Raw genomic sequence first — 23,684 nt, forward strand, 5'->3', positions numbered from 1 at the left:
GATACGACAGATGCCCGAAGGTCTTCCTCTCAGCCATCGCCCTCGCCGCAATCGTCATCTACTGGCTATGAGTCCTGACCCTAGGCAGGTCGTGGTGCAGACAAATGCAATGAGCAGAACGCGATCTTGGATGTCTGCATTTGTTCCGATACACCATTCCTGCCGAGTTCATTAAGACTGCTTCTACCACCAAGTCCAAACTTCAAGACCGTTCTTATTAGCCTCCTTTTGCACTCTCCTCACTGTATCCATCCACTCTTGAATCAAAGTGCCGATATCATCCCAAGCTGTCGCGAAGGACGCCAACAGGGTCGGACTTGGCCCAAGCATCGGATCCAAAAATCGGTATGGCTGCCATTCACCATTTTCTCTTTGCAACAGAACTTTGGCGAGGAGGAAAAAGTATGCGTCTGGCAGTTTCGCGTCGTCGTTCTTTTCATAGTACAAGTAACGGTCATTGCCCTGCTCAATCAGGTCGATGACGGAGTCGCTGTTGTCAACGAAAACAAGGTAGTTCAAGTCGGCTTCGAACGCCGTGATCCAATCTCCTATGATATCGTCGCTAGCCTCATGATGTCTTCGAAGTGGAATTCGCATCATGAAGTGTGCCGCCAGCGCACAATCACCGTACTCGATGTCGGATAACTCTCTGCCGAATTCATTTCTTGCGGCACCAGCCAATGTAAGTGCAACCGTCTGACCGGTAGCATGACCATATTTGGACAGCGCGCGCATAGCTCCGCGTTCGAACATGCCCTTCGGAAAAGACTTTTTTGCCGTATCCAAGATGGCATCACGCTGAGTAGTTAGAAAAGGGGCAGCTTTCTTGACAACAAAGTTTGCATAGGGCGCTAGCTCTGGCTCAACTTCCCTTTTTCGGCCCTTACTAAAGAACATCCAACGGTCTCCCCGACATAACTCTTTCATTTAAACACGCTAAAGCTAGCAGGGAGAAGTAGGTTACCCCAAGGACGGAGGCAGTTCGAAGTGGACACATGCTGTACCATTGCAAAGCAATCTTCCGAGCACATCGCTCCCCCATGAAAAAGGGCGGCCCCGAGGGACCGCCCTTTCCTGTTTCGCGCAACCCGACAGATCAGCTGATCTTGCCCAGCAGCTCTTCGAGGCTCTTCTTGGCGTCGCCGTAGAACATCCGCGTGTTCTCCTTGTAGAACAGCGGGTTCTCGATGCCCGAATAGCCTGTGCCCTGGCCGCGCTTCGACACGAAGACCTGCTTGGCCTTCCAGCATTCCAGCACCGGCATGCCGGCGATGGGGCTGTTCGGGTCTTCCTGCGCGGCCGGGTTCACGATGTCGTTCGAGCCGATGACGATGGCGACATCCGTCTCGGGGAAGTCGTCGTTGATCTCGTCCATCTCGAGCACGATGTCGTAGGGCACCTTGGCCTCGGCCAGCAGCACGTTCATGTGCCCGGGCAGGCGGCCGGCGACCGGGTGGATGGCGAACCGCACCTCTTTCCCCTTGGCGCGCAGGCGGCGGGTCAGTTCGGCCACGTTCTGCTGCGCCTGCGCCACGGCCATGCCGTAGCCGGGGATGATGATGATGCTGTCGGCCTCGTCCAGGGCGCTTGCCACGCCGTCGGCGTCGATCGCAACCTGCTCGCCCTCGACCTCCATCGCCGGGCCCGAGGTGCCGCCGAAGCCGCCCAGGATCACCGACACGAAGCTGCGGTTCATGGCCTTGCACATGATGTAGCTGAGGATCGCACCCGAAGAGCCGACCAGCGCGCCGACCACGATCAGCAGGTCGTTGCCGAGGCTGAAGCCGATGGCCGCCGCCGCCCAGCCCGAGTAGCTGTTCAGCATCGACACCACCACGGGCATGTCGGCGCCGCCGATGCCCATGATCAGGTGGTAGCCGATGAAGAGCGCCGCCAGCGTCATCAGGAACAGCGGGAAGAACCCGCCCGAGGCGAAGTACCAGACCAGGCAGACGACCGAGATCACCGCCGCGGCGATGTTCAGCATGTGCCCGCCCGGCAGTTTCTTCGCGGCCGAGCTGACCTTGCCCGCCAGCTTGCCATAGGCGATGACCGAGCCCGTGAACGTCACGGCCCCGATGAAGATGCCGAGGAACAGCTCGACCCGCAGGATGTTCTGCTCGACCCCCGACTTGTGGGCCAGCAGTTCGGCAAAGCCGTGCAGGTTCTCACGTTGCTCAGCCGTCATGGCCAGCACGTTGTTCAGCTCGAAATGCGCGTTGAAGCCGACGAAGACGGCGGCGAGGCCGACGAGGCTGTGCATCGCCGCGACCAGCTGTGGCATTTCCGTCATCTGAACGCGCTTGGCGACGACAAAGCCGATGGCCCCGCCGGCCGCGATCAGCAGCACCGACAGCAGCCACAGGCCCGAACCGGGGCCGATCAGCGTGGCAAAGACCGCAAGGCCCATGCCGACGATGCCGTACCACACGGCGCGCTTGGCGCTTTCCTGGCCCGAAAGCCCGCCCAGCGACAGGATGAAGAGGACCGCCGCGACCACATAGGCCGCCGTCGTGAATCCGAATTCCATAATCCCCTACCCCCTTACGATTTCTGGAACATGGCGAGCATGCGCCGTGTCACGAGGAAGCCGCCGAAAATGTTGATCCCGGCCATGAAGACCGACAGCGCGGCCAGCAGGATCACCAGGAACGACCCCGACCCGATCTGCATCAGAGCCCCGAGGATGATGATCGACGAGATGGCGTTGGTGACGGCCATCAGCGGCGTGTGCAGCGAGTGGCTGACGTTCCAGATCACCTGGAAGCCGACAAACACCGACAGAACGAAGACGATGAAGTGCTGCATGAAGCTGGCCGGCGCCACGAGGCCCACCGCCAGCAGCAGCGCACCGCCGACCGCGAGCAGGGTCACCTGGCTCTTGGTCTGCGCCTTGAACGCGGCGATTTCGTTCGCGCGCTTTTCTTCCGGCGTCAGCTCCTTGGGCGGCGGCGCCTTCTTCTGCGCCGCGATGGCGGCCACTTTCGGCGGCGGCGGCGGGAAGGTGATCTCGCCCTGGTAGGCGACCGTGGCCCCGCGGATCACGTCGTCTTCCATGTTGTGGTTGATCTGACCGTCCTTCTCGGGGGTCAGGTCGGTCATCATGTGCCGGATGTTGGTGGCGTAAAGCGTCGAGGATTGCGCCGCCATCCGGCTGGGGAAGTCGGTGTAGCCGATGATCGTGACGCCGTTGTCGGTCACGACCTTCTCGTCCATCTTGGTGCCTTCGACGTTGCCACCCTTTTCGGCGGCAAGGTCGACGATAACCGAACCGGGCTTCATCGCCGCGACCATGTCGGCCAGCCACAGTTTGGGCGCCTCGCGGTTCGGGATCAGTGCGGTGGTGATGACGATGTCGACCTCGGGGGCCAGTTCGCGGAACTTGGCCAGCTGCGCCTCGCGGAACTCAGGGCTCGAGACCGAGGCGTAACCGCCCGTGGCCGCGCCGTCCTGCTGTTCTTCCTCGAAATCGAGGTAGACGAATTCCGCGCCCATCGATTCGACCTGCTCGGCCACTTCGGGCCGCACGTCGAAGGCGTATGTGATCGCGCCCAGCGAGGTCGAGGTGCCGATGGCGGCAAGGCCCGCGACGCCCGCGCCGACGACCAGCACCTTGGCCGGGGGCACCTTGCCCGCCGCCGTGATCTGCCCGGTGAAGAAGCGGCCAAAGTTGTTGCCCGCCTCGATCACCGCGCGGTAGCCGGCGATATTGGCCATCGAGCTCAGCGCGTCCATCTTCTGCGCGCGGCTGATGCGCGGCACCATTTCCATGGCGATCACGTTGCCGCCCTTGGACTTGGCCAGCTCGAGCCCCTCGGCGTTGCCGCCCGGATTGAAGAACGTGATCAAGGTCTTGTCCCTGGTCATGCGCTTCAGCTCGGTGTCGGTCGGGATCCGCACCTTGGCGATGATGTCGGCCTCTTTCCAAAGCGCGGCCGCCGTCTTGATCACGGTCACGCCGGCCTTTTCATAGGCGGCATCGTCGAAACCGGCCTTGGCGCCGGCCCCGGTTTCGATCAGGCACTCGTAGCCCAGTTTCTGCAGCTGGAGCGCGGAGTCCGGCGTCATCGCGACCCGGTTCTCGCCCTCCATCACCTCCTTGGGTGTTCCGATCTTCACGTCCAAAGTCCCCCTTCATGACATGGTTCGCTCACCCTCCGCGCAACGGAGGGGGAAATTCACTAAGCCTTAATACCTGCCCCGGTCAAAGACGCAAGAATAGCCGCCATATAGTCACGCAATAATATTTCGCGACCGTGGCACAGCGGCACAACAAAGCATCCAGCCGGGCGAATCACACCCAGCGGCGGGTTTTTTGCGCGTAGCGGGCAAAATCGGCGCGGAACTTGCGGCGCAGCCGGTCCTCTTCGGGAATGACGAAGCGGCGTTCGAGCGTCCAGAGCAGGATCGGCACCAGAGGCAGCGAGAGAATCGCGTCCCAGGTCAGGATGAACCCCAGCAGGATCAGCACGTCGCCGGCGTAGATCGGGTTGCGCGTGCGGCTGAAGATGCCCGTGGTGACAAGGCGGTCGGCCTCGAGATGCGGGATCACCGTGGTCCGTTGGCGCCGCATCTCATAGACCGCCAGAGCCATCAGCAGCAGCCCCGCGCCCACCAGCAGCCCGCCGACGAGGTCCGGCAACACCTCGCCCAGGCTCAGCCCCAGCGGCAGGGCCTGCGCCTGCAACCAGGCGATCGCGAGGAAGGCGATCAGCCAGACGGGTGGGATGTCGATCCATTTCAGCACGGACGGGCTCCTTGGCAAGTGGCAGGAATTTCGCCTCTCGGAACAAGTCGGGCAAGCCCCTGCGTCACTCTTGCGCGGACCTCTGCCGTGGCTAGGCTGGCCGGGATAGAGGGAGGATCAATGATGCTGACAGGGAAACACGCGATCGTCACGGGCGGCGGCACCGGGATCGGCCTGGCCATCGCGCGCGAGCTGGCGCGGGCAGGGGCGCAGGTGACGATCACGGGGCGGCGGCTCGAGGTGCTGGAAGAGGTGGCCGAGGAAAACATGCACCCGATGGTCATGGACGTGACCAACGAGGACGAGGTCGTGCGCGTCACCGCCGAGGCGGTCGCGGCCCGTGGCCCGATCCAGATCTGCGTCGCCAATGCGGGCATCGCCGAGGGCCGGGCCCTGCACAAGACCGAGATGGAGTTCTGGCGCAAGGTCATGGCCACCAACCTCGACGGGGTCTTCCTGACGCTGCGGGAATCGATGAAGTCGATGGCGACGACCGACTGGGGCCGGGTCATCGTGATATCGTCCATCGCCGGGGTGCGCGGGCTCAAGGGCGCGGGCGCCTATTCGGCCAGCAAACACGCCGTCATCGGGTTGATGCGGTCGCTCAGCGAGGATTTCATCGGCGGACCGATCACCTTCAACGCGATCTGTCCCGGCTATGTCGACACGCCCATCGTCACCCACAACACCGACCTGATCGCCCAGCGCGCCGGGATCAGCGAAGACGAGGCGCTGGCCGTCATGGTCAAGTCGAACCGCCACAAGCGCCTGATCGCGGCCGAGGAAATCGGGTCAGCCGCGCTTTGGCTCTGTTCGGACGGGGCGCAAAGCTACAATGGCCAGACCATGATGATTTCGGGCGGGCACATCTAGCCCTTCGGCGCCAGCCCCCGGGCGAACAGCAGCGCGAGGCGGCGCATCGCCGCCAGCGCATCCGCGTAAGCAACGCCCGGCCGCTTCTGCGCATGCAGCGCATCCAGCATGGTGCGGGCACAGGCCAGCGGGTCGCCGACCGCCTCGGCATCCGCCTTGCCGTCCGCCACCATGCGTGCCAGCCAGTCGCCCATCATGACGGCCATGGCGGCCTTGCCGTCCTCGACCACGTCGGCGGCCGAGGACGCCTTTTCGTCGATGAACTCGTCGCCATGCGGGGAGGACAGCAGCGCCTCCATGATCTCCCCGCCCTGCGCCTCGAAGGCGCGGGTAAAGGCCGTCTCGAGATCCGGCGCGCCCTCGAGCGCCGCCCGCAGCCCCGCCACCGCCATCTCGAAATAGACCGTGAGGATCGACCGGAAGATGTCCTGCTTGTTGCGGTAATACTGGTACAGCGCCGCCCGGCTCATCCCCGCGCCGCGGGCGATATCCTCCATCGACACGCGCTTGTAGCCGTAGAGGCGGAACGCCTCGAAGGCCGCGAGCAGGATGGTCGCCTGCCGCGGTTCGATCTGAAAGTTATCCGGGAACGTAATCTCCATGAAACGATCTGCTGACAGATTGGTCGAAACCTGTCAATTCAGCAGTTGACGGCCTGACATTTTTTGCTCATTTTGTCAGAAGCCAAAGCACAGCCAGGACGCGAACAGGGAGAACACCCCAATGGCCACCACGCTCACCATCAACGGCACGTCGCATGACGTGGACCTGCCGGGCGAGGTCCCGCTGCTGTGGGTCCTGCGCGACGGGCTGAACATGACCGGAACGAAATTCGGCTGCGGTGTCGCGGCCTGCGGCGCCTGCACCGTTCATATCGACGGAGAGGCGGTGCGGTCGTGCCAGGTCGCGCTCGAGGATGTCTGGGGCGAGGTCACGACGATCGAGGGGCTGGGCACGCCCGAGCGCCTCGGCCGGTTGCAGGCCGCCTGGATCGAACACCAGGTGGCGCAATGCGGCTATTGCCAGTCGGGCCAGATTATGCAGGCCGCCGCCCTGCTGGCCGAAACGCCGCAGCCCACGGATGCCGAGATCGACGAAGCCATGCAGGGCAACCTTTGCCGCTGCGGCACCTACCCCCGGATCCGCGCCGCCATCCGCGCGGCCGCCGGCATGAGCCAGGAGGGCTGACCATGGCTTCCATCGGAAAGATCGCCCGCCGCACCTTCCTTTTCGGCACCGCCGCCATCGCCGGGGGCGCCGCCTTTGGCGCCTGGTACGTCAGCCGCCCCGCGCCGATGCCGCTGACCTCGGCCCCCGGGCGCACCGCGCTGAACCCCTGGATCATCATCGACGAAACCGGGGTGACGGTCGTCGCCGCCCGGGCCGAGATGGGCCAGGGCGTCTATTCGACCCTCGCCGCCATGGCCGCCGAAGAGCTGGACGTCGCGTGGGACCAGGTCCGCGTGATCCACGGCCCGCCGGCGCAGGCCTATTTCAACGGCGCCATGGGTGGGGCGGCCATCCCGACGCCCGAATACCAGCAAAGCGCCTTCCAGCACAGGATCGGCGACTGGCTCGAGGTGATCCCCAAAGTGTTCTCGATGCAGATCACCGGCGGATCGACCTCGACCCGCGACGGGTTCGACAAGCTGCGCCTGGCCGGCGCCACCGCGCGTGAGGCGATGAAGGAGGTCGCGGCGGACCGCCTCGGCCTGCGCCGGTCGCAGCTGCGCACCGAAGGCGGGCAGGTCATCGCGCCCGACGGCACCACGCTGGCTTACGCCGAACTGGCCGAGGCCGCGGCGGGCGTCGAGCTGGGCGAGGTGCCGCTGCGGCCCCGGTCCGAGTGGACGCTGCTCGGCAAGACGCTACCCCGCCTCGACATGCCCGCGAAATGCACCGGCACGGCCACCTTCGGCATCGACGTGCGCCCCGAGGGGCTGCGCTTTGCCGCGCTGCGCCGAAATCCGAACCTTGGCGCCGGGATGCGCGGCTTTGACGCCAGCGCGGCCAAGGGCATGGCCGGGGTCGAGCATGTCGTGGAACTGCCCGATGGCGTGGCCGTCGTGGCGACCAACACCTGGCTTGCCCAGCAGGCGGTGAACGCCATCGAGGTGGACTGGGAGCCTGCGCCCTACCCCGAGACCACCGAGGCCATCTTCGAGGCGATCGAGGCGGCCTTCGACACCGACCCCAACTCCACCATGCGCGATGACGGCGACGTGACCGCCCTGCCCGCCGGCGCGCAGGTGATCGAGGCCAGCTACCGCACGCCCTACCTCGCCCATGCGACGATGGAGCCGATGAACGCCACCGTGCTTTTCACCGGCGACGCGCTCGAGATCTGGGCCGGCAACCAGGGGCCCGTCATCGCCCGCGACCGCGCGGCCGAGGCAGTGGGGCTGGACCCCGAGGCGGTCACCTTCCACACCACGCTGATGGGCGGCGGCTTTGGCCGGCGGGGCGAGTTCGACTACGTGCTGCAAGCCACGCATGTCGCCAAGGCGGTGCCGAACGTGCCGATCCAGCTGAGCTGGAGCCGCGAGGAAGACATGAGCCACGACTTCTACCGCCCCGCGGCGCTGACCCGCTGGCGCGGGGCCGTGGCCGATGGCGGCGCTGTGATGCTCGACGGCCAGATCGCCGGGCAATCCTGCTCGCAGCAGGCGATTACCCGCTGGATGGGCTTTGCCCCCGGCGGGCCTGACAAGACCCATGTCGAAGGCGCCTCGGACCAGCCCTACGGCGTGCCGGCCTACCGGGTCCGCGGCCATATCGCCGACCTCGCGGTGCCGATCGGCTTCTGGCGCTCGGTCGGGGCCAGCGGCAATGCCTTCGGTCTGGAATGCTTCATGGACGAGATGGCCCATGCGGCGGGCACCGATCCCATCGACTTCCGCCTGGCGCTGATGCGCGGCGAACACGCGCCCTCGGCCGCGGTGGTCGAGGCGGTGCGCGACATGTCCGGCTGGACCGGCCGGACGCCCGACGGCGTGGGGCGCGGCATGGCGTTTTCCATGAGCTTCGGCACCCCGGTGGCCGAGGTGATCGAGGTGGTTCAGGAAGACGCGGGCATCCGCATCGCCCGCGCCTGGATCGCGGCGGATGTGGGCGTGGCGCTCGACCCCGGCAACCTCGAGGCGCAGCTGGTCGGCGGCATGATCTACGGCCTGTCGGCGGCGGTGCAGGGCCAGATCACCTTTGCCGGCGGCGCGGTCGAACAGCAGCAGTTCTACGATTACGACGGGCTCAGGATGCACAACACGCCGGCCTTCGAGGTGCAGGTGCTGGAAAACCTCGGCCACATCTCGGGCGTGGGCGAGCCGGGCACGCCGCCCGCCGCGCCGGCGCTGGCGAATGCGCTTTTCGATCTCACCGGACGGCGGGCGCGGAGCCTGCCTCTCAACACGGAGTTCGACCTGCTGGTGTAACCCGGACCCAGAAAATTCTTCTGACGAAGAATTTTCGGCCGCCCCGCCGCTCCTAAAATCGTTCGTCAGAACGATTTTAGGGGTCAGTCACCGACAATCAGCGCCGGACCCGGCATCGATGTCGCGCCACGGCCCCAGGTCGTGGCGTGTCCAGCCCGTCCCGTCCCAGCGCACCGCCATCCGCCGCGACCACGCGCCATCGGCCAGCACCATTTCGGGCCCCGCGCCGCAGTCCCGCAGACCGCCCGCGATGAATTCCCAGCCGATGCGGTGGTTCGTCAGGTCCGGCAGGTCCGCCACAGGCTCCAGCTGGCCCTGCTGCCAGCGCCAGATCCGCAGGGTCTTGGCCAGGTGCGGCCGGTCGACATAGGCGATCTCGACCGCGCCATCGTCATCGAGATCCGCCGCCCCCACCGGCGCCAGCCAGCGGAAGGGCTGCCCGATGTAGGGCGTGGCGTCCAGCAGCCCCTCGGCGCCATAAACCGCCAGCCGCGCGCCGCGCGTGGCATCGCTTTCCACCACGATCACCTCGGGCGCGCCGTCGCCGTCCAGATCGGCCAGCCGGGGGGCAATGTCTTCGAAAACACGCGTCTCGGGCAGGCGCAGCACGCGCCCCGTCCCGTCCGCCAGGCGCAGCTCGAGCGCGCCCCATTCCACCGCATCGCCCAGCACGCCATGGGCATAGCGCCCCGTCGGCTCGGCATAGCGGGCCTCGACGATCTGCGCGGCGGCCGCCACGGGCGCCAGCAGCGCCAGCCACAGGCCAAGACCTGTCAGCGCGCCGCGGGCAAGACGTGGCCACGGGCGCAGCGGCAGACGCGGCGCCCCGTCGGATCGCAGAACGCGGGCGCCGGGGGTCTGACCCGCCTGCCCCGCGCCGCCCTGCATCAGATCTGCTTTTCCGGCATCTGGACGACCAGCCCGTCCAATTCGTCCGTGACCCGCAGCTGGCAGGTCAGGCGCGACCGCGCCGCATCGGGCTCATAGGCGAAATCGAGCATGTCGACTTCCATGTCGTCCTTCTCGGGCAGCTTGGCCACCCAGTCGGGATGCACGTAGACATGGCAGGTCGAACAGGCGCAGGCGCCGCCGCAATCGGCCTCGATCCCCGGAATGCCGTTGTCGCGCGCGCCTTCCATGACCGTCAGCCCGTTGGCCACGTCGACGACGTGCTCGGTCCCGTTGTGCTCGATATAGGTGATCTTCGCCATCTCCGGCTCTCCTGCTCCCGTCTCGGTCGTCCCTGCGCTCTTACCCAAGGCTGGGACCGCCCGCCACCCCTTTCCCGCGCCGTTTCGCCCGGTGTCGCACCCGATGCCCGCCCGCTGGACAGCGCGCCGGAAATGTTCCATATATGTTCTCATGCAGATCGCCGCCGACCGCTCTCCCTTCGAACGCCCCCCGGCCGAGGACTGGCCCCGCCCGCCCGCGGCCCTCGTCGCCACGCGGCTGGACGAGCCGCCGCAGGGCGCACGGGTCACCGTCGCGGGGCTCGTGATCCTGCGCCAGCGGCCGGGCACCGCCAAGGGCGTCGTCTTCGTCACGCTCGAGGACGAGACCGGCGTCGTCAACGTGATCGTCTGGCGCAAGATGTACGAACGCTTCCGCCGCGCGGTGATCGCCGGGCGCCTCTTGCGCGTCACCGGCCCGCTGCAGCGCGAGAACGGCGTGGTGCATGTCGTCGCCGAGCTGATCGAGGACCTGTCGCCCCTGCTCGACCGCCTCGTCGCCGTCGATGCCGTCGACGCTACCGGCGCCTGATCGGCAGGCCTTCGCGGCCCTGCGCCCAAGCCGGTTTCCAGGCCCCGCGCAATGGGTTATCCTGCCGCCGAACCCGCCCAGAGAGGCCGCCCGAGCAGATGATCCGCCCCGCCCGTTTCCCGACCGGCCCTGCCCGCACGGCCGCCCTTGCGGGCGCGCTGCTGGCCCTGCTGGCCGGCTGCGGCGCCGATGGTCCGGTGATCCGGCGCGACTTCGGCGCCGTGGCGCCCCCCGGCGCCCCGCCCGGCACCTGCTGGGACAAGACGATCCAGCCAGCCGTGATCGAAACGGTGACCGAGCACGTGCTCGTCTCCCCCGCCACGGCCACAAGCCCGGCCGAATATCGCACCGAGACCGCGCAGCGCATCGTCGCGGACCGGCAGGAAAGCTGGTTCGAAACGGTCTGCCCGGGCGACCTCACCCCCGAGCTCGTCGCCTCGCTGCAACGGGCCCTTGCCGCGCGCCGCGCCTATGGCGGCGCGGTCACCGGCCGGCTCGACGCCCCCACCCGCGAGGCCCTGCGCGCCTGGCAGGCGGCAGAGGGGCGCGACAGCGCGGCGCTCGGCCTCGACACCGCGCGCGAGCTGGGGCTGGTCGCGGTGCCCCGTCTGGACGCCGACACCGCAACGGAATGAGATTGCGGAATCGCCCGATCGCCTTATAACGCAAGGCTCTGACAACGCAGGGGACAGGCATGAGCGACGTGGAAGTCGGCATCATCATGGGCAGTCAGTCGGACTGGCCCACCATGAAGGAAGCAGCCACCATCCTGGACGAGCTGGGCGTGCCCTACGAGACCCGCATCGTCTCGGCCCACCGCACGCCCGACCGGCTCTGGTCCTACGGGAAAGAGGCCGCGGGCCGGGGCCTCAAGGTGATCATCGCCGGGGCCGGCGGCGCGGCCCACCTGCCGGGCATGATGGCCTCCAAGACCCGCGTGCCGGTGATCGGCGTGCCGGTGCAGACGCGGGCGCTGTCGGGTGTCGACAGCCTCTATTCCATCGTGCAGATGCCCAAGGGCTTTCCCGTCGCGACCATGGCCATCGGTGCCGCCGGCGCGGCCAATGCCGGGCTGATGGCGGCGGGCATCCTCGCCACCGCCGATCCCGCGCTGGCCGAACGCCTCGACGCCTGGCGCGCGGCGCTCGCCGCCTCGATCCCCGAGGAGCCCTCGGATGACTGAGCCTCTCGCCCCCGGCAGCACCATCGGCATCCTTGGCGGCGGCCAGCTAGGCCGAATGCTGTCCGTGGCGGCCAGCCGCCTCGGCCTGCGCTGTCATGTCTTCGAGCCCGGGCAAAGCGCCCCCGCCGCGCAGGTCTGCGAACGCATCGTGACGGCCGATTACGAGGACCTCGACGCCCTGCGCGCCTTTGCCGAGCCCTGCGACGTCATCACCTACGAGTTCGAGAACATCCCCACCGCCGCGCTGGACACGCTCGAGGCGCTGCGCCCGGTCCGCCCCGGCCGCGAGGCGCTGCGGGTGAGCCAGGACCGGCTGACCGAAAAGACCTTCCTGTCGGATCTCGGCCTCTCGGTCGCCCCCTTCGCCGCCGTCGACACGGCCGAGGACCTGGCGCGCGCGCTCGGGACCATCGGCACCCCTGCGATACTCAAGACCCGCCGCTTCGGCTATGACGGCAAGGGACAGGCGCGGATCACGGACCCCGCGGACGCAGGCCAGGCCCTGGCCGACATGGCCGGCGCCCCGGCGATCCTCGAGGGGTTCGTCGATTTCAGCGCCGAGATCTCGGTCATCGCCGCGCGCGGCCTCGACGGCCAGGTGTCCTGCTACGACCCCGGCGAGAATGTCCACGAGGGCGGCATCCTGCGCACCACCACCGTGCCCGCCCGCATCTCGACCAAGCTGCGCACCGATGCCGTCCTGCTGGCCGCCCGAATCCTCGGCGCCCTCGATTACGTCGGGGTCATGGGGGTCGAGCTTTTCGTGACGCCCAAGGGCCTCGTGGTGAATGAAATCGCCCCCCGCGTGCACAATTCCGGCCATTGGACGCAGAACGGCTGCACGGTGGACCAGTTCGAACAGCACATCCGCGCGGTGGCCGGCTGGCCACTGGGCGATGGCACGCGCCATGCCGATGTCGAGATGGAGAACCTGATCGGCGACGACATGGACCGCGTGCCCGCGCTCTCGGCCGCCCGTGACACCGCCCTGCACCTCTATGGCAAGGCCGAAACCCGCGCCGGGCGCAAGATGGGCCACGCCAACCGGATCATCCGGCAAGGGTGATCCGGCCCGGAAGCGAGGGGGCCGCCCCTCGCGCTCTCCGGAGTTCTTGGAAAGATGAAAGGCGAAGCGACCCCTTGGCTTTCCTCCTTCACAAAATACGCAGGCAAAGCGCGCTTGGCCGGTGTCGGCGTGAGGGGCCAGCCCCTCACACTCCCCGGAGTTTAGGGGCAAGATGAACAGGGGATCGGGGCGCCCCTGCTTTCACTTTTCACCAAATACTCCCGCCGGAGGCTCCGACCTCTCCCCACGGCCCGACGTCTCAGTATCGGGGTCGGCCTGCCACGCGCTCCCTCCTCCCCGCGCGGGGAGGAGGACAGGAGGAGGGGCCCGCAGTCGTGGCTTGCGCCCCGCGCAAGGCCGCAAACGAACCTGTGACTGCGCGCAGGCGCAGGCCGCATAGGTCAGGCCGCGGCGGAGAGGAATCGGTCGGCTGCGATGCCAGAGAGGCAGGTGATCCGGCCATCGGCCAGGGTGGCGCCGACGCGGCCCGTGCCGGGGTCGAGCACCACGAGGTCGGCGCGCAGGCCGGGCGCGATCCGGCCACGATCCGCAAGGCCCAGCAGGCGGGCCGGGCCGGTCGAGACCAGGTGCCAGTTCGCGGCCAATCCGCCCGGCAAGACCATCACCGCGCGCAGCGGTGCGGGGTAATGGTAGTCCGAGGCCAGCGCATCGCAGAGCCCCGCCGCGATCACCTCGCGGGCCGAGACCTTGCCGGCGTGGCTGGCGCCGCGCATCACGTTGGGGGCGCCCATGATCGTCATGGCCTCGCCGTCCCTGGCAGCCTGCGCCGCCTCCATCGTCTCTGGGAATTCCGATATGGCACAGCCCCGCGCCGCCCAGTCGGCCCGCATCGCGGCCGTGTCGTCGTCGTGGCTGCCCAGTCGGACGCCCTGCGCCGCAAGCCGGGCCGCCAAGGCCGAAACCGCCTCGGGCACCTCCGCCGACCGCGTGTGCAGCGCCTGCATCAGGGCCAGGTGCGCCTCGGGCGAGCGGCCGGATTTCAGCGCCTGGCCGGTCAGGCGCGGCGGCTTGCGGCCCGCGGCCAGCCGGTCATGCGGCAGGTGGTCGTTGAACACCGCGTAGCCGATGCCGAAGCGCGCGATCTCCGCCTCGATCTCGGCGAAATCGTCCATCATGTGGGTCTCGATCCGCAGCTGCACCCGCAGGTCGGTGCCGAGGCTACGGTAGTCCTGCAGCGCCCGCAGCAGCCGGCGCGCAAAATCGGGGCTGCGCATCCCGCCCTCCCAGCTCCAGAACTGGGCCAGAACCGCCGTCGTGATCCCGTTGGCGGCCAGCTCCGCCTCGACCCCCATGAGCCCCGCGCCCATGTCGGTCACCGCGCCGCGTCGGGGCGCGACATGCCGCTCGAAGGCATCGCCGTGCACGTCGACGATCCCCGGCAGCACCGCGAACCCGGTCAGGTCGATCGTCGCGCCGCCACCCTCGACGATCAGCCCCTCGGCCACCGAGACCTCGCCAACCTCCAGCCGCCCGTCCCGCCAGACCTGCGCGCCGACCAGCCGCAGCGGTCTCATTCGCCGCTCTCGGGGCAGAAGGCGCAGGGCCAGTCGAGGCCCTGGACGGCCTCGGGCCAGGTCAGGTCCGGATCGAACCGGCCATGGCGCAGGAACTCCACCACCTCGGCGATCACCAGGGGATTGTTCATCATGAAGGTATGGGTCACGGGCAGCACGATATGCGCCTCCATCCCCTCGACCCGGGTCGAGGTGACCGAGACCTTGCCGTCATCCGGCCCGGTGATCAGCGCGGAATAGACCGGGTTCAGCGTCTGGTTGCCGGCGATCACGCCCAGTTCGAAATCGACCGGCGGCAGCAGGGCGGGCAGGTCATCCTCGGAGGTGCCCAGCTGCAGACCGGCCGGGCCGTTCAGCAGGCGGAAGAGGTCGAGCTCTCCGAACACATCCACCAGCTCGCTGCCGCCATTGGGCGGGGCAAGCATGACCACGCGGCCAAGGTTCTCGGGCCGGGTCTGCGACAGCCAGAGCCGCAGCAGGATGCCGCCCATGGAATGGGTCACGAAATGCACCGGCGCGGCCGCGCCGCAGTCGGCCACCGCCCGTGGCAGCGCATCGATCAGCTCCTGCACCGGCGCCTCTGTTGACGGATAGCCGGGCGCGACGACGGTGTAGCCTTCCTCGCGCAGGACACGTTCGGTGACGGCAAAGGACGCCTCGGTCCGGGCAAGGCCATGCAGCAGCACGACGCAATCGGCGCGGGCCGCAAGGGGCAGAAGCGAAAGGCAGAGGGCAAGGATCAGGCGCATGGGGATTGAGATAGGGCCAGACGCGGCGCTACAAAAGCCCTGTCGAAGGAGAGGGCCCAAATGCCGCTGCGTCTTGCCGTCCGCGCGATCATCCTGAGCCAGGATCGACTGTTGATGGTCAATGCCTGGTCCGACCCGGCCAACCCGCTCTGGTGCGCACCGGGGGGCGGGGTGGAACCGCATGCCTCCCTGCCCGACAACCTGGCGCGCGAGGTGCGCGAGGAATGCGGGATCGACGTGACCGTGGGCGCGCCCTGCCTCGTCAACGAGTACCACGCGCCCGAGCGGGGGTTTCACCAGGTCGAGGTATTCTTTCGTTGTCACTGGGCGGGCAACGCCCTGCCCGAGGACTGGCGCGACCCCGAAGGTGTCGTCTCGCGCCGCCGGTTCTTTTCGCGCGAAGAGCTGGCGCAGGTGCCGCACAAGCCCTCGAGCCTCTCGGAGGTCGCCTGGGGCGAGGGGCCGGGCTATGATCCGCTTGAACCCTTGATGCTGTGACAGTTTGAGTCGAACTGTCGCGGATCGCCACGCGACCGCCCGGATTGCGGCCCGCCATGGCCCGACCGCCCCGTCATCACGGGGTCACGCGAAAGACCCGGGGGCGTCGTGGCCGAAAGGCCCGGCGTCCCGCCAAGTCGACCCGAGGCCCCATGATCCGACGCCCTGCCCTGCTTGTCCCGCTGTGCCTGATGGCCTTGACCGCCCCGGCATTCGCCGCGCTGGGTCCGGCCGCCGCGCCCGAGCATCCGGCGCTGGAACCGGACCGGGTGACGCGGCTGTGCCGCCAGGTCGTGGACCTGCCGCCCGGATTGACGCCGGCCATGCAGGCGCAGTTGGAAGAAGTGTTGCGCGCCGCGGGCCTGTCGGTCTCTTCCGGCGCCGAGGCCGCGCGGGCCAAGCTGACCCATCGCGGTGCCGTTCAGCCCTGCCGCTGACGCCCGGGCCACAGGGCAATCACGATCCCCGCCATCACCACCACGGCCGCGCCCAGCGTCTGCAGCCCCGGCGCCTCGCCCAGCAGCAGGATCCCGCCGGCCAGCGCGATGACCGGGACCGAGGATTGCGCCACCGCCGCCCGCGTGGCGCCAAGCCCCGGCAGGATCGCGTACCACAACGCATAGCCCATGCCCGAGGCGACGGCCCCCGAAGCCACGGCGAGGCCCAGGCCCGCCGGGCTCAGCACCCCCGCCGTCCCGCCCAGCAGCGCCAGCAGCGACAGCGGCGCGGCCCAGATGAAATTCGCGGCCGTTTCCGCCAGCGAGTCGCGCGCGCCGCGCCCGGCCAGCGAATAGACGCCCCAGCCGATGCCCGCCGCAACCATGAAACCGCTCGCCAGCGGCGGCAGTTGCACCCCGCCGCCCGGCAGCAGCATCCAAGCGAGGCCCGCCAGCGCCAGTGCCATCCCGGCCCAGCGCCGGGCGGGCACATGATCACCGCCGATCAGGGCACCGGCGAACATGGTCGCCTGCACGGTGCCGAACAGCAGCAACGCCCCGACCCCTGCCCCGATGGCGCGATAGCCCAGCGAAAAGCCAAAGATATAGACAAGCAGCGCGCCGACGCCGATCATCCGCCCCCGGTTCGGCTGCCAGAGAACGGGCCGCCGGGTCAACCGCAGCAGCAGCCATAGCGCCGCCGCGCCCGAGACCAGCCGCACCACGCCAAAGACCACCGGGTCCATCCCGGCCTCGTGGACGCCGGCCCGGTTCAGCAGGGAATTGGCGGCAAAGGCGACCATGACAAGGGCCGCGATCCCGAGTTTACGCATGGCATGCCTCCGACGGTCCAGCCCGCGCACCAGACCCTGCGCCACGGCCCGGGTCAAGCGCCCGGCCGTAGCATCAGCGTCACCTCTGTGCTGTCGGAGCAAAGGCGCGCGGTCGCGCCCAATTGGACCACGCCCCGTCCGAAGTGCAGGGCACAAAAGAAAAAGGGCGCCCCGAGGGACGCCCTTTTCCGTATGTCTGCAGGGGCAGATTACATCATGCCGCCCATGCCGCCCATGTCGGGCATGCCGCCACCGGCTGCGCCTTCTTTCTGCGGCTTGTCGGCGACCATGGCTTCGGTCGTGATCAGCAGACCGGCAACCGAGGCTGCGTCTTCCAGCGCGGTGCGGACAACCTTGGCCGGGTCAATCACGCCGAACTTGAACATGTCGCCATATTCGTCGGTCTGCGCGTTGTAGCCGAACTTCAGGTCTTCGCTTTCGCGGATCTTGCCTGCGACGACCGAGCCGTCGACACCGGCGTTCTCGGCGATCTGGCGCAGCGGCGCTTCCAGCGCGCGGCGCACGATGGCGATACCGGCGTTCTGGTCTGCGTTCGCACCTTCGAGGCCGGCCAGCGTCTTGGCGCCCTGGATCAGGGCAACGCCGCCACCGACCACGATGCCTTCCTGGACGGCCGCGCGGGTCGCGTTCAGGGCGTCATCGACGCGGTCCTTGCGCTCTTTCACTTCGACTTCGGTCATGCCGCCGACGCGGATGACGGCCACACCGCCGGCCAGCTTGGCCACGCGTTCCTGCAGCTTTTCACGGTCGTAGTCCGAGGTGGTCTCTTCGATCTGGGTGCGGATCTGCGACACGCGGGCCTCGATCTCGGCCTTCTCGCCGGCACCGTCCACGATGGTGGTCTCGTCCTTCGAGATGGTCACCTTCTTGGCCGAACCCAGCATGTCCACGGTCACCGACTCGAGCTTCATGCCGAGGTCTTCCGAGATCACCTGGCCGCCGGTCAGGATCGCGATGTCCTGCAGCATGGCCTTGCGGCGGTCGCCGAAGCCCGGTGCCTTGACGGCTGCGATCTTGAGGCCGCCGCGCAGCTTGTTGACCACGAGGGTCGCCAGCGCTTCGCCTTCGACGTCTTCGGCGATGATCAGCAGCGGCTTCTGCGACTGGATCACCTGCTCGAGCAGCGGAACCATCGGCTGGAGGGACGACAGCTTCTTTTCGTGCAGCAGGATCATGCAGTCTTCGAGGTCTGCGATCATCTTGTCCGAGTTGGTGACGAAGTAGGGCGACAGGTAGCCGCGGTCGAACTGCATGCCTTCGACGACATCGGTCTCGGTCTCGAGGCCCTTGTTCTCTTCGACGGTGATGACACCCTCGTTGCCGACCTTCTGCATCGCATCAGCGATCTGGCGGCCGATTTCGGCTTCGCCGTTGGCCGAGATGGTGCCGACCTGGGCAACTTCGTTGCTGTCGTTCACCGGGCGGGCAGCTGCCTTGATCGCCGCGACGACCTTTGAGGTCGCGAGGTCTATGCCGCGCTTGAGGTCCATCGGGTTCATGCCCGCTGCGACCGACTTCATGCCTTCTTTCACGATGGCCTGGGCCAGCACGGTGGCGGTGGTGGTGCCGTCACCCGCTTCGTCGTTGGTGCGGGAAGCGACTTCCTTCACCATCTGGGCGCCCATGTTCTCGAACTTGTCTTCCAGTTCGATTTCCTTGGCGACCGACACACCGTCCTTGGTGATGCGGGGGGCGCCGAACGACTTGTCCAGAACCACGTTCCGGCCTTTCGGGCCGAGGGTCACCTTCACCGCGTCGGCGAGGATGTTGACACCCTTCAGCATGCGGTTGCGGGCGTCGGTATTGAATTTCACGTCCTTGGCAGACATTGGGAATTCTCCTTTTGCGTTTCGTTGATCAGGTCAGACGACGTGGGCTCAGGCGATGACGCCCAGGATGTCGCTTTCCTTCATGATCAGCAGCTCTTCGCCTTCGATCGACACTTCGGTGCCCGACCACTTGCCGAAGAGAACGCGATCACCAGCCTTCACGGCCATCTCGATCAGTTCGCCCGAATCCTTGCGCGCGCCTTCGCCGCAGGCGACGATTTCGCCCTCAGCCGGCTTTTCCTTGGCGCTCTCGGGGATGATCAGCCCGCCCTTGGTCTTTTCCTCGCTCTCGACGCGACGGACCAGAACACGGTCATGCAGCGGTTTGAATGCCATTGGTAGAAGCTCCCTGGCTTATACAGTTCCTCCAGACCCTCCGGGGCATCCGTGAGGGGCGCTAGCACTCACCGTAGTCGAGTGCTAACGCAGCCGTAGTTAGGCAGCGGATCAAGCCGAGTCAACAGGTCGTGTGGGGAAAATTTTTCCGGTTTGGCCGGCGGGAGCGGACCGATCCGTGGACGTCTTCGCCGCGCCGGCAAGGGGGCGGGCGCAGGCGCGGCGTGTCGCCAGAAGCCGGATTTATGCAGCCCGGTGGCCGATTGCAACAGGGCGCCGCGCGCGCTGCATCGCAGCGCTGCCGACTACCGGACCGACCGGGTCGCAGCCCCCTTGAAAGACGGGAGCGACTTCTCTAGATAGCCCCTCGAGAGGTTGGCGCGGGCGAGCGCCTCGCCAACCCGGTCAGGTCCGGAAGGAAGCAGCCGTAACGAGCCCCGCTTGGGTCGTTGTCCAGCCTCTCACCTCTAGACAAAGGCCGCCCCGTGGGGCGGCCTTTGTCTAGAGGCTTGCCCAAGCCCGTTTGCTTGCAAGCGGGCGCCGGCCCGGCAGTCGCTTTTGCTTTGCAAAAGCGATGAGAGGGCTCACGGCACACCCAACCCCCCACCGCCAGACACGCCCATCCAAGATGTTCGGCTCTTGGACCGGCCCTCCGGGTCGCCCCCGTCCCCCGCACACCCCCTTGCGCGACCATTCATTTGCCACGCGGCCACCTGTCCCCCTACACTCGCGCACGACCCTGACGCGAAAGGACACGCCATGCCGCTCGACCTCCGCCCGCTGGTTCTGGCCATCGGTCTCGCCAGCCCCGCACTGGCCCAGCAGACCGCCGATGCCGTAGCCCCCGAAGAGGCCACCGCCCCCGCCACACTTGCCGGCCTGTCGCCCGCCGCGCAGGCCGCCTGGGACACCAAGGCCGCCGGCCAGCCAACCCAAGCGCAGGACTGGATGGTCGCCGCCGCGAACCCGCTGGCGGTCGAAACCGGCGCCCGCGTGCTGCGCGAAGGCGGGACCGCCGCCGATGCCATGGTCGCCGTGCAGGCCGTTCTGGGGCTGGTGGAGCCGCAAAGTTCCGGCCTTGGCGGCGGCGCCTTCCTTGTTTGGTACGATGCCGCAAGCGGAGAGGTCACCACGCTCGACGGCCGCGAGACCGCGCCGCTGGCCGCCACGCCGCGCCTCTTCCAGGACGAGACCGGCGAGCCGCTGGGCTTTTTCGACGCCGTGGTGGGCGGCCGTTCGGTCGGCACACCCGGCACCCCCGCGCTGATGGAGGAAGCGCACCGCCGCTGGGGCACAGCCAACTGGCCGGGTCTCTTCACCGAGGCGATTGCCCTGGCCGAGGACGGGTTCACTGTCTCGCCCCGCCTGGCCGAGCTGGTCGCGGGCGATGCCGACCGGCTGGGCCGCTTCCCGGCCACGACCGACTACTTCTACCCCGGCGGCACGGCCATCGCGGCCGGCGACATCCTGACCAACATCGCCTATGCCGACACGCTGCGCCAGATCGCGGCGGGCGGCGCGCGGGCCTTCTACGAGGGGCCGATTGCCGAGGACATCGTCACCGCCGTCCGCACTGCCGCAGGCAACCCCGGCGTGCTTTCGACGACCGACCTTGCCCTTTACGAGGTCAAGGAACGCCCGGCCGTCTGCGTGGGGTACCGCGTGCACGAGGTTTGCGGCATGGGCCCACCCTCTTCGGGCGCGCTGACGGTCGGACAGATCCTCGGAATGCTGGGCAGCTACGACCTTGCAGCGCTGGGTGCCGAGGCGCCCGAGGCCTGGCGTCTGATCGGCGATGCCTCGCGGATCGCCTTCGCCGACCGGGGCCGCTACATGGCCGACAGCGATTTCGTGCCCGTCCCGACCGAAGGGCTGGTGGCCCCCGCCTACCTTTCGGACCGCGCGCAGCTGCTGTCTGGCGACGACGCCCTGCCCGAGGTCGCCCCCGGCACGCCGGAATGGGATCACGCGCTGCTCTGGGCCGACGACCAGGCACTCGAGCTGCCCTCGACCTCGCATATCTCGATCGTGGACAGCGCCGGCAATGCCCTGTCGATGACCACGACGATCGAGAACGCCTTCGGCTCGCGCCTCATGGCGCGCGGGTTCCTCTTGAACAACGAGCTGACGGATTTCTCTTTCCGGTCCCATTCGGACGGGGTGCCCATCGCCAACCGGGTCGAGCCGGGCAAGCGGCCGCGCTCCTCCATGGCGCCGAGCATCGTGCTGACCGATGGCGCGCCGTCGCTGGTGATCGGCAGCCCGGGCGGCAGCCGGATCATCGGCTACGTGGCGCAGGCCATCATCGCCTGGGCCGACTGGGGGATGGACGTGCAGCAGGCCGTAGCCCTGCCCCATGGCGTCAACCGCTTCGGCACCTTCGACCTAGAGGCCGGCACCCCGGCCGAGGCGCTGCAAGCCCCGCTCGAGGCCATGGGCTTCGAGGTGAGCATCCGCGAGCTGAACTCGGGCCTTCATGCCATCGCGGTCGGAGACGTCCTGCAAGGCGGCGCCGATCCGCGCCGTGAGGGGATCGCGATGGGGGAATGACCCGGTCCGGGGCGCGTCCCCTATTCCCATGAATAGATGACGATGCCCCGCGTGATCCGCGCGCCCAGCCCGGCATAAAGCGCCCGGGCCGAGGCGTTGTCTTCCTCGGTCGCGACCCAGGTGCCGGCAGCGCCCAGATCCGCGCCTTCCTCCATGAGAAGGCGGCTCACCGCCTGGCCCAGCTTCTTGCCGCGGAAATCCTCGTGGCAGCCGACCTCGTTGATGAACAGCGACGGCAGCTTGTCCGGGTGGCGGATGATCGTGCCACTGGCAAAGGCGACGATTTCCTCGTCGACCCGGGCGACGGCCAGCAGGTTGTCGGGGTTGGCGAGGTAGGCGGCCAGCTCTTCGGCCAGGATGTCGTAGTCGAAGGTGCCCGGGCGCACCCGCGCCAGCATCAGGGCCTTGTCGGGCCCGATCAACAGCACCTCAGCCTCGTCCATTCCCGACTCCCCGCTTGCCACGACGGCCCACTTGGGCAACCCTGCCCGAAACCTTGAAATCCATCTTCCACAACCCGGCACACAGAACAACCCTGCGTCATTCATGAAACTGCAAGACCTTGACATCCTAGTCACAGCACCGCCGGCCCCGGGATGGGGCGGGCGCTACTGGATCCTCGTCAAGCTGACGACCGCCTGCGGCGTGACCGGCTGGGGCGAATGCTATGCCGCAAGCGTCGGGCCAGAGGCGATGCGCGCCGTGATCGGGGATGTCTTTGCCCGCCACATGGCGGGAGAGGACCCGGCGAACATCGAGCTGATGTTCCGTCGCGCCTATTCCGCGGGCTTCACCCAGCGCCCTGATCTCACCGTCATGGGCGCCTTTTCCGGGCTGGAAATCGCCTGCTGGGACATACTGGGCAAGGCGCTGGACCGGCCGGTCCATGCGTTGCTGGGCGGGCGGACGAACGACCGCATCCGCGCCTATACCTACCTCTACCCCGACGCGCGGCATGACTTGCCCGCATTCTGGGGCGATGCCGATGCCGGCGCGCAGGTGGCCGCGGACCTCGCGGATGCCGGCTGGACCGCCGTCAAGGTCGACCCGGCCGGGCCCTACACGATCCGGGGCGGGCACATGCCCTCGCTCGACGATATCGCCACATCGGTGAAATTCTGTGCAAAGATCCGCGAGGCGGTGGGCACGCGGGCCGACATCCTCTTCGGCACCCACGGCCAGTTCAGCACGGCCGGCGCGTTGCGTCTCGCCAAGGCGATCGAGCCCTACGACCCGCTCTGGTACGAGGAACCCGTGCCGCCGGACAACGTCGCCGCCATGGCGCGGGTGGCCGGCAGCACCTCGATCCCCATTGCCACCGGCGAGCGGCTGACCACCAAGGCCGAGTTCGCCCCGATCCTGCGCACCGGGGCCGCCGCGATCCTGCAACCGGCGCTTGGCCGCGTCGGCGGGCTGAACGAGGCGCGCAAGATCGCCGCCATGGCCGAGGTCTACAACGCGCAACTCGCCCCGCACCTTTATGCCGGGCCGGTGGAATGGGCGGCCAACCTGCACCTCGCCACCGCGATCCCCAACATCCTGATGGCCGAGACGATCCAGACGCCCTTTCACGACGCGCTCATCCACGGCACGATCCGGGTGGAACGCGGGTTCATCACGCTGTCGGATGCGCCGGGCCTTGGCATCGAGGTGGACGAAGGCCTCGCCCGCGCGCATCCCTATACCGGCGACCGGCTGCACCTCGAGATGCAGGAGGCGCCCTGCGACTACACGGCGCCCAATCTCTTCGGCGGCGGCGCCCCGCCCGAGCGGACTTGACCCCGCGCGCCCAAGGCCCCATTTTAAGGGCAATCCAGCGAAAAAGCATGTGATCC

24 protein-coding genes and 1 other RNA gene are annotated in these 23,684 nt (G+C 67.8%); 12 read left to right on the forward strand and 13 right to left on the reverse strand.

The window, feature by feature from the left end; genetic code table 11:
• Positions 1-183: 183 nt before the first annotated feature.
• The 4 genes from MF270_RS10230 to MF270_RS10245 all read right to left on the reverse strand — a co-directional run bounded on the left by MF270_RS10230 (position 184) and on the right by MF270_RS10245 (position 4,744).
• Positions 184-897 carry a hypothetical protein gene (locus MF270_RS10230; protein WP_238365788.1) on the reverse strand — a complete coding sequence of 238 codons (714 nt, stop codon included), beginning with the start codon at positions 895-897 and terminating at the stop codon, positions 184-186.
• A gap of 199 nt (positions 898-1,096) precedes the next feature.
• Entirely contained in the window at positions 1,097-2,530 is a 1,434-nt protein-coding gene (locus MF270_RS10235) for an NAD(P)(+) transhydrogenase (Re/Si-specific) subunit beta (protein ID WP_238365789.1), read from the reverse strand.
• Positions 2,531-2,544: 14 nt separating this feature from the next.
• Positions 2,545-4,119: a Re/Si-specific NAD(P)(+) transhydrogenase subunit alpha gene (locus MF270_RS10240; RefSeq protein WP_238365790.1), complete on the reverse strand. Its 1,575-nt coding sequence runs from the start codon at positions 4,117-4,119 to the stop codon at positions 2,545-2,547.
• Between the two features lie 175 nt (positions 4,120-4,294).
• The gene (locus MF270_RS10245) at positions 4,295-4,744 is read right to left on the reverse strand and encodes a methyltransferase family protein (protein ID WP_238366035.1); all 450 of its coding nucleotides are present in this window, start codon (positions 4,742-4,744) and stop codon (positions 4,295-4,297) included.
• 123 nt (positions 4,745-4,867) lie between these two features.
• On the opposite strand from MF270_RS10245, the gene MF270_RS10250 reads away from it, so the two are divergent.
• Complete coding sequence (locus MF270_RS10250) at positions 4,868-5,620, forward strand: SDR family NAD(P)-dependent oxidoreductase (RefSeq protein WP_238365791.1); 753 nt, start codon at positions 4,868-4,870, stop codon at positions 5,618-5,620.
• Here the strand turns inward: MF270_RS10250 and MF270_RS10255 are convergent.
• Positions 5,617-6,222, reverse strand: a complete 606-nt coding sequence (locus MF270_RS10255; RefSeq protein ID WP_238365792.1) for a TetR/AcrR family transcriptional regulator — start codon at positions 6,220-6,222, stop codon at positions 5,617-5,619. The genes MF270_RS10250 and MF270_RS10255 overlap by 4 nt on opposite strands.
• A 121-nt stretch (positions 6,223-6,343) precedes the next feature.
• Between MF270_RS10255 and MF270_RS10260 the strand changes: the two genes are divergently transcribed.
• Positions 6,344-6,808: a (2Fe-2S)-binding protein gene (locus MF270_RS10260; RefSeq protein ID WP_238365793.1), complete on the forward strand. Its 465-nt coding sequence runs from the start codon at positions 6,344-6,346 to the stop codon at positions 6,806-6,808.
• A 2-nt stretch (positions 6,809-6,810) separates the two neighbouring features.
• On the forward strand, positions 6,811-9,051 hold the full coding sequence (locus MF270_RS10265; protein WP_238365794.1) for a xanthine dehydrogenase family protein molybdopterin-binding subunit: 2,241 nt from the start codon (positions 6,811-6,813) through the stop codon (positions 9,049-9,051).
• A gap of 87 nt (positions 9,052-9,138) precedes the next feature.
• On the opposite strand, the gene MF270_RS10270 is transcribed toward MF270_RS10265, so the two are convergent.
• Both MF270_RS10270 and MF270_RS10275 read right to left on the reverse strand, forming a co-directional pair.
• The gene (locus tag MF270_RS10270; protein ID WP_238365795.1) at positions 9,139-9,939 is read right to left on the reverse strand and encodes an FG-GAP repeat domain-containing protein; all 801 of its coding nucleotides are present in this window, start codon (positions 9,937-9,939) and stop codon (positions 9,139-9,141) included.
• Positions 9,939-10,262: a 2Fe-2S iron-sulfur cluster-binding protein gene (locus MF270_RS10275; RefSeq protein WP_238365796.1), complete on the reverse strand. Its 324-nt coding sequence runs from the start codon at positions 10,260-10,262 to the stop codon at positions 9,939-9,941. Before MF270_RS10275 ends, MF270_RS10270 begins: the two co-directional genes overlap by 1 nt.
• 151 nt (positions 10,263-10,413) lie before the next feature.
• Between MF270_RS10275 and MF270_RS10280 the strand changes: the two genes are divergently transcribed.
• The 4 genes from MF270_RS10280 (at position 10,414) to MF270_RS10295 (ending at position 13,061) form a co-directional block, all read left to right on the forward strand.
• Entirely contained in the window at positions 10,414-10,812 is a 399-nt protein-coding gene (locus MF270_RS10280; RefSeq protein WP_238365797.1) for an OB-fold nucleic acid binding domain-containing protein, read from the forward strand.
• A gap of 98 nt (positions 10,813-10,910) precedes the next feature.
• The gene (locus MF270_RS10285) at positions 10,911-11,447 is read left to right on the forward strand and encodes a peptidoglycan-binding domain-containing protein (RefSeq protein ID WP_238365798.1); all 537 of its coding nucleotides are present in this window, start codon (positions 10,911-10,913) and stop codon (positions 11,445-11,447) included.
• 59 nt (positions 11,448-11,506) lie between these two features.
• Positions 11,507-11,995, forward strand: a complete 489-nt coding sequence (gene purE, locus MF270_RS10290; RefSeq protein ID WP_238365799.1) for a 5-(carboxyamino)imidazole ribonucleotide mutase — start codon at positions 11,507-11,509, stop codon at positions 11,993-11,995.
• Positions 11,988-13,061: a 5-(carboxyamino)imidazole ribonucleotide synthase gene (locus MF270_RS10295; RefSeq protein ID WP_238365800.1), complete on the forward strand. Its 1,074-nt coding sequence runs from the start codon at positions 11,988-11,990 to the stop codon at positions 13,059-13,061. The genes purE and MF270_RS10295 overlap by 8 nt, the downstream gene beginning before the upstream one ends.
• Positions 13,062-13,462: 401 nt before the next feature.
• Here MF270_RS10295 and MF270_RS10300 read toward each other — a convergent pair whose 3' ends face one another.
• Together MF270_RS10300 and MF270_RS10305 are read right to left on the reverse strand one after the other, a co-directional pair.
• Positions 13,463-14,596 (reverse strand): alpha-D-ribose 1-methylphosphonate 5-triphosphate diphosphatase, encoded by a 1,134-nt coding sequence (locus MF270_RS10300; protein WP_238365801.1) that lies wholly within the window; start codon positions 14,594-14,596, stop codon positions 13,463-13,465.
• Complete coding sequence (locus MF270_RS10305; protein ID WP_238365802.1) at positions 14,593-15,345, reverse strand: alpha/beta fold hydrolase; 753 nt, start codon at positions 15,343-15,345, stop codon at positions 14,593-14,595. Before MF270_RS10305 ends, MF270_RS10300 begins: the two co-directional genes overlap by 4 nt.
• Before the next feature lie 60 nt (positions 15,346-15,405).
• On the opposite strand from MF270_RS10305, the gene MF270_RS10310 reads away from it, so the two are divergent.
• Positions 15,406-15,843, forward strand: a complete 438-nt coding sequence (locus MF270_RS10310; protein WP_238365803.1) for an NUDIX domain-containing protein — start codon at positions 15,406-15,408, stop codon at positions 15,841-15,843.
• A 152-nt stretch (positions 15,844-15,995) separates the two neighbouring features.
• The gene (locus tag MF270_RS10315) at positions 15,996-16,280 is read left to right on the forward strand and encodes a hypothetical protein (protein ID WP_238365804.1); all 285 of its coding nucleotides are present in this window, start codon (positions 15,996-15,998) and stop codon (positions 16,278-16,280) included.
• Here the strand turns inward: MF270_RS10315 and MF270_RS10320 are convergent.
• The 3 genes from MF270_RS10320 to groES form a co-directional block, all read right to left on the reverse strand.
• The gene (locus tag MF270_RS10320) at positions 16,265-17,113 is read right to left on the reverse strand and encodes a DMT family transporter (protein ID WP_238365805.1); all 849 of its coding nucleotides are present in this window, start codon (positions 17,111-17,113) and stop codon (positions 16,265-16,267) included. The genes MF270_RS10315 and MF270_RS10320 overlap by 16 nt on opposite strands.
• 209 nt (positions 17,114-17,322) lie before the next feature.
• Positions 17,323-18,963: a chaperonin GroEL gene (groL, locus tag MF270_RS10325; RefSeq protein ID WP_238365806.1), complete on the reverse strand. Its 1,641-nt coding sequence runs from the start codon at positions 18,961-18,963 to the stop codon at positions 17,323-17,325.
• Positions 18,964-19,011: 48 nt separating this feature from the next.
• Complete coding sequence (groES, locus tag MF270_RS10330) at positions 19,012-19,299, reverse strand: co-chaperone GroES (protein WP_238365807.1); 288 nt, start codon at positions 19,297-19,299, stop codon at positions 19,012-19,014.
• Between the two features lie 369 nt (positions 19,300-19,668).
• Between groES and ffs the strand changes: the two genes are divergently transcribed.
• Together ffs and ggt are read left to right on the forward strand one after the other, a co-directional pair.
• Positions 19,669-19,765, forward strand: an RNA gene (gene ffs / locus MF270_RS10335) — signal recognition particle sRNA small type.
• Positions 19,766-20,058: 293 nt separating this feature from the next.
• Positions 20,059-21,849 carry a gamma-glutamyltransferase gene (gene ggt, locus MF270_RS10340; protein WP_238365808.1) on the forward strand — a complete coding sequence of 597 codons (1,791 nt, stop codon included), beginning with the start codon at positions 20,059-20,061 and terminating at the stop codon, positions 21,847-21,849.
• A gap of 20 nt (positions 21,850-21,869) precedes the next feature.
• Here the strand turns inward: ggt and MF270_RS10345 are convergent, their stop codons facing one another.
• The gene (locus tag MF270_RS10345) at positions 21,870-22,292 is read right to left on the reverse strand and encodes a GNAT family N-acetyltransferase (RefSeq protein ID WP_238365809.1); all 423 of its coding nucleotides are present in this window, start codon (positions 22,290-22,292) and stop codon (positions 21,870-21,872) included.
• A gap of 103 nt (positions 22,293-22,395) precedes the next feature.
• Between MF270_RS10345 and MF270_RS10350 the strand changes: the two genes are divergently transcribed.
• Entirely contained in the window at positions 22,396-23,628 is a 1,233-nt protein-coding gene (locus tag MF270_RS10350; protein ID WP_238365810.1) for a mandelate racemase/muconate lactonizing enzyme family protein, read from the forward strand.
• Positions 23,629-23,684: the final 56 nt, after the last annotated feature.

Origin of the sequence: Mesobacterium pallidum, from assembly GCF_019966535.1 — a bacterium.
Taxonomy (GTDB): Bacteria; Pseudomonadota; Alphaproteobacteria; order Rhodobacterales; family Rhodobacteraceae; genus Mesobacterium; species Mesobacterium pallidum.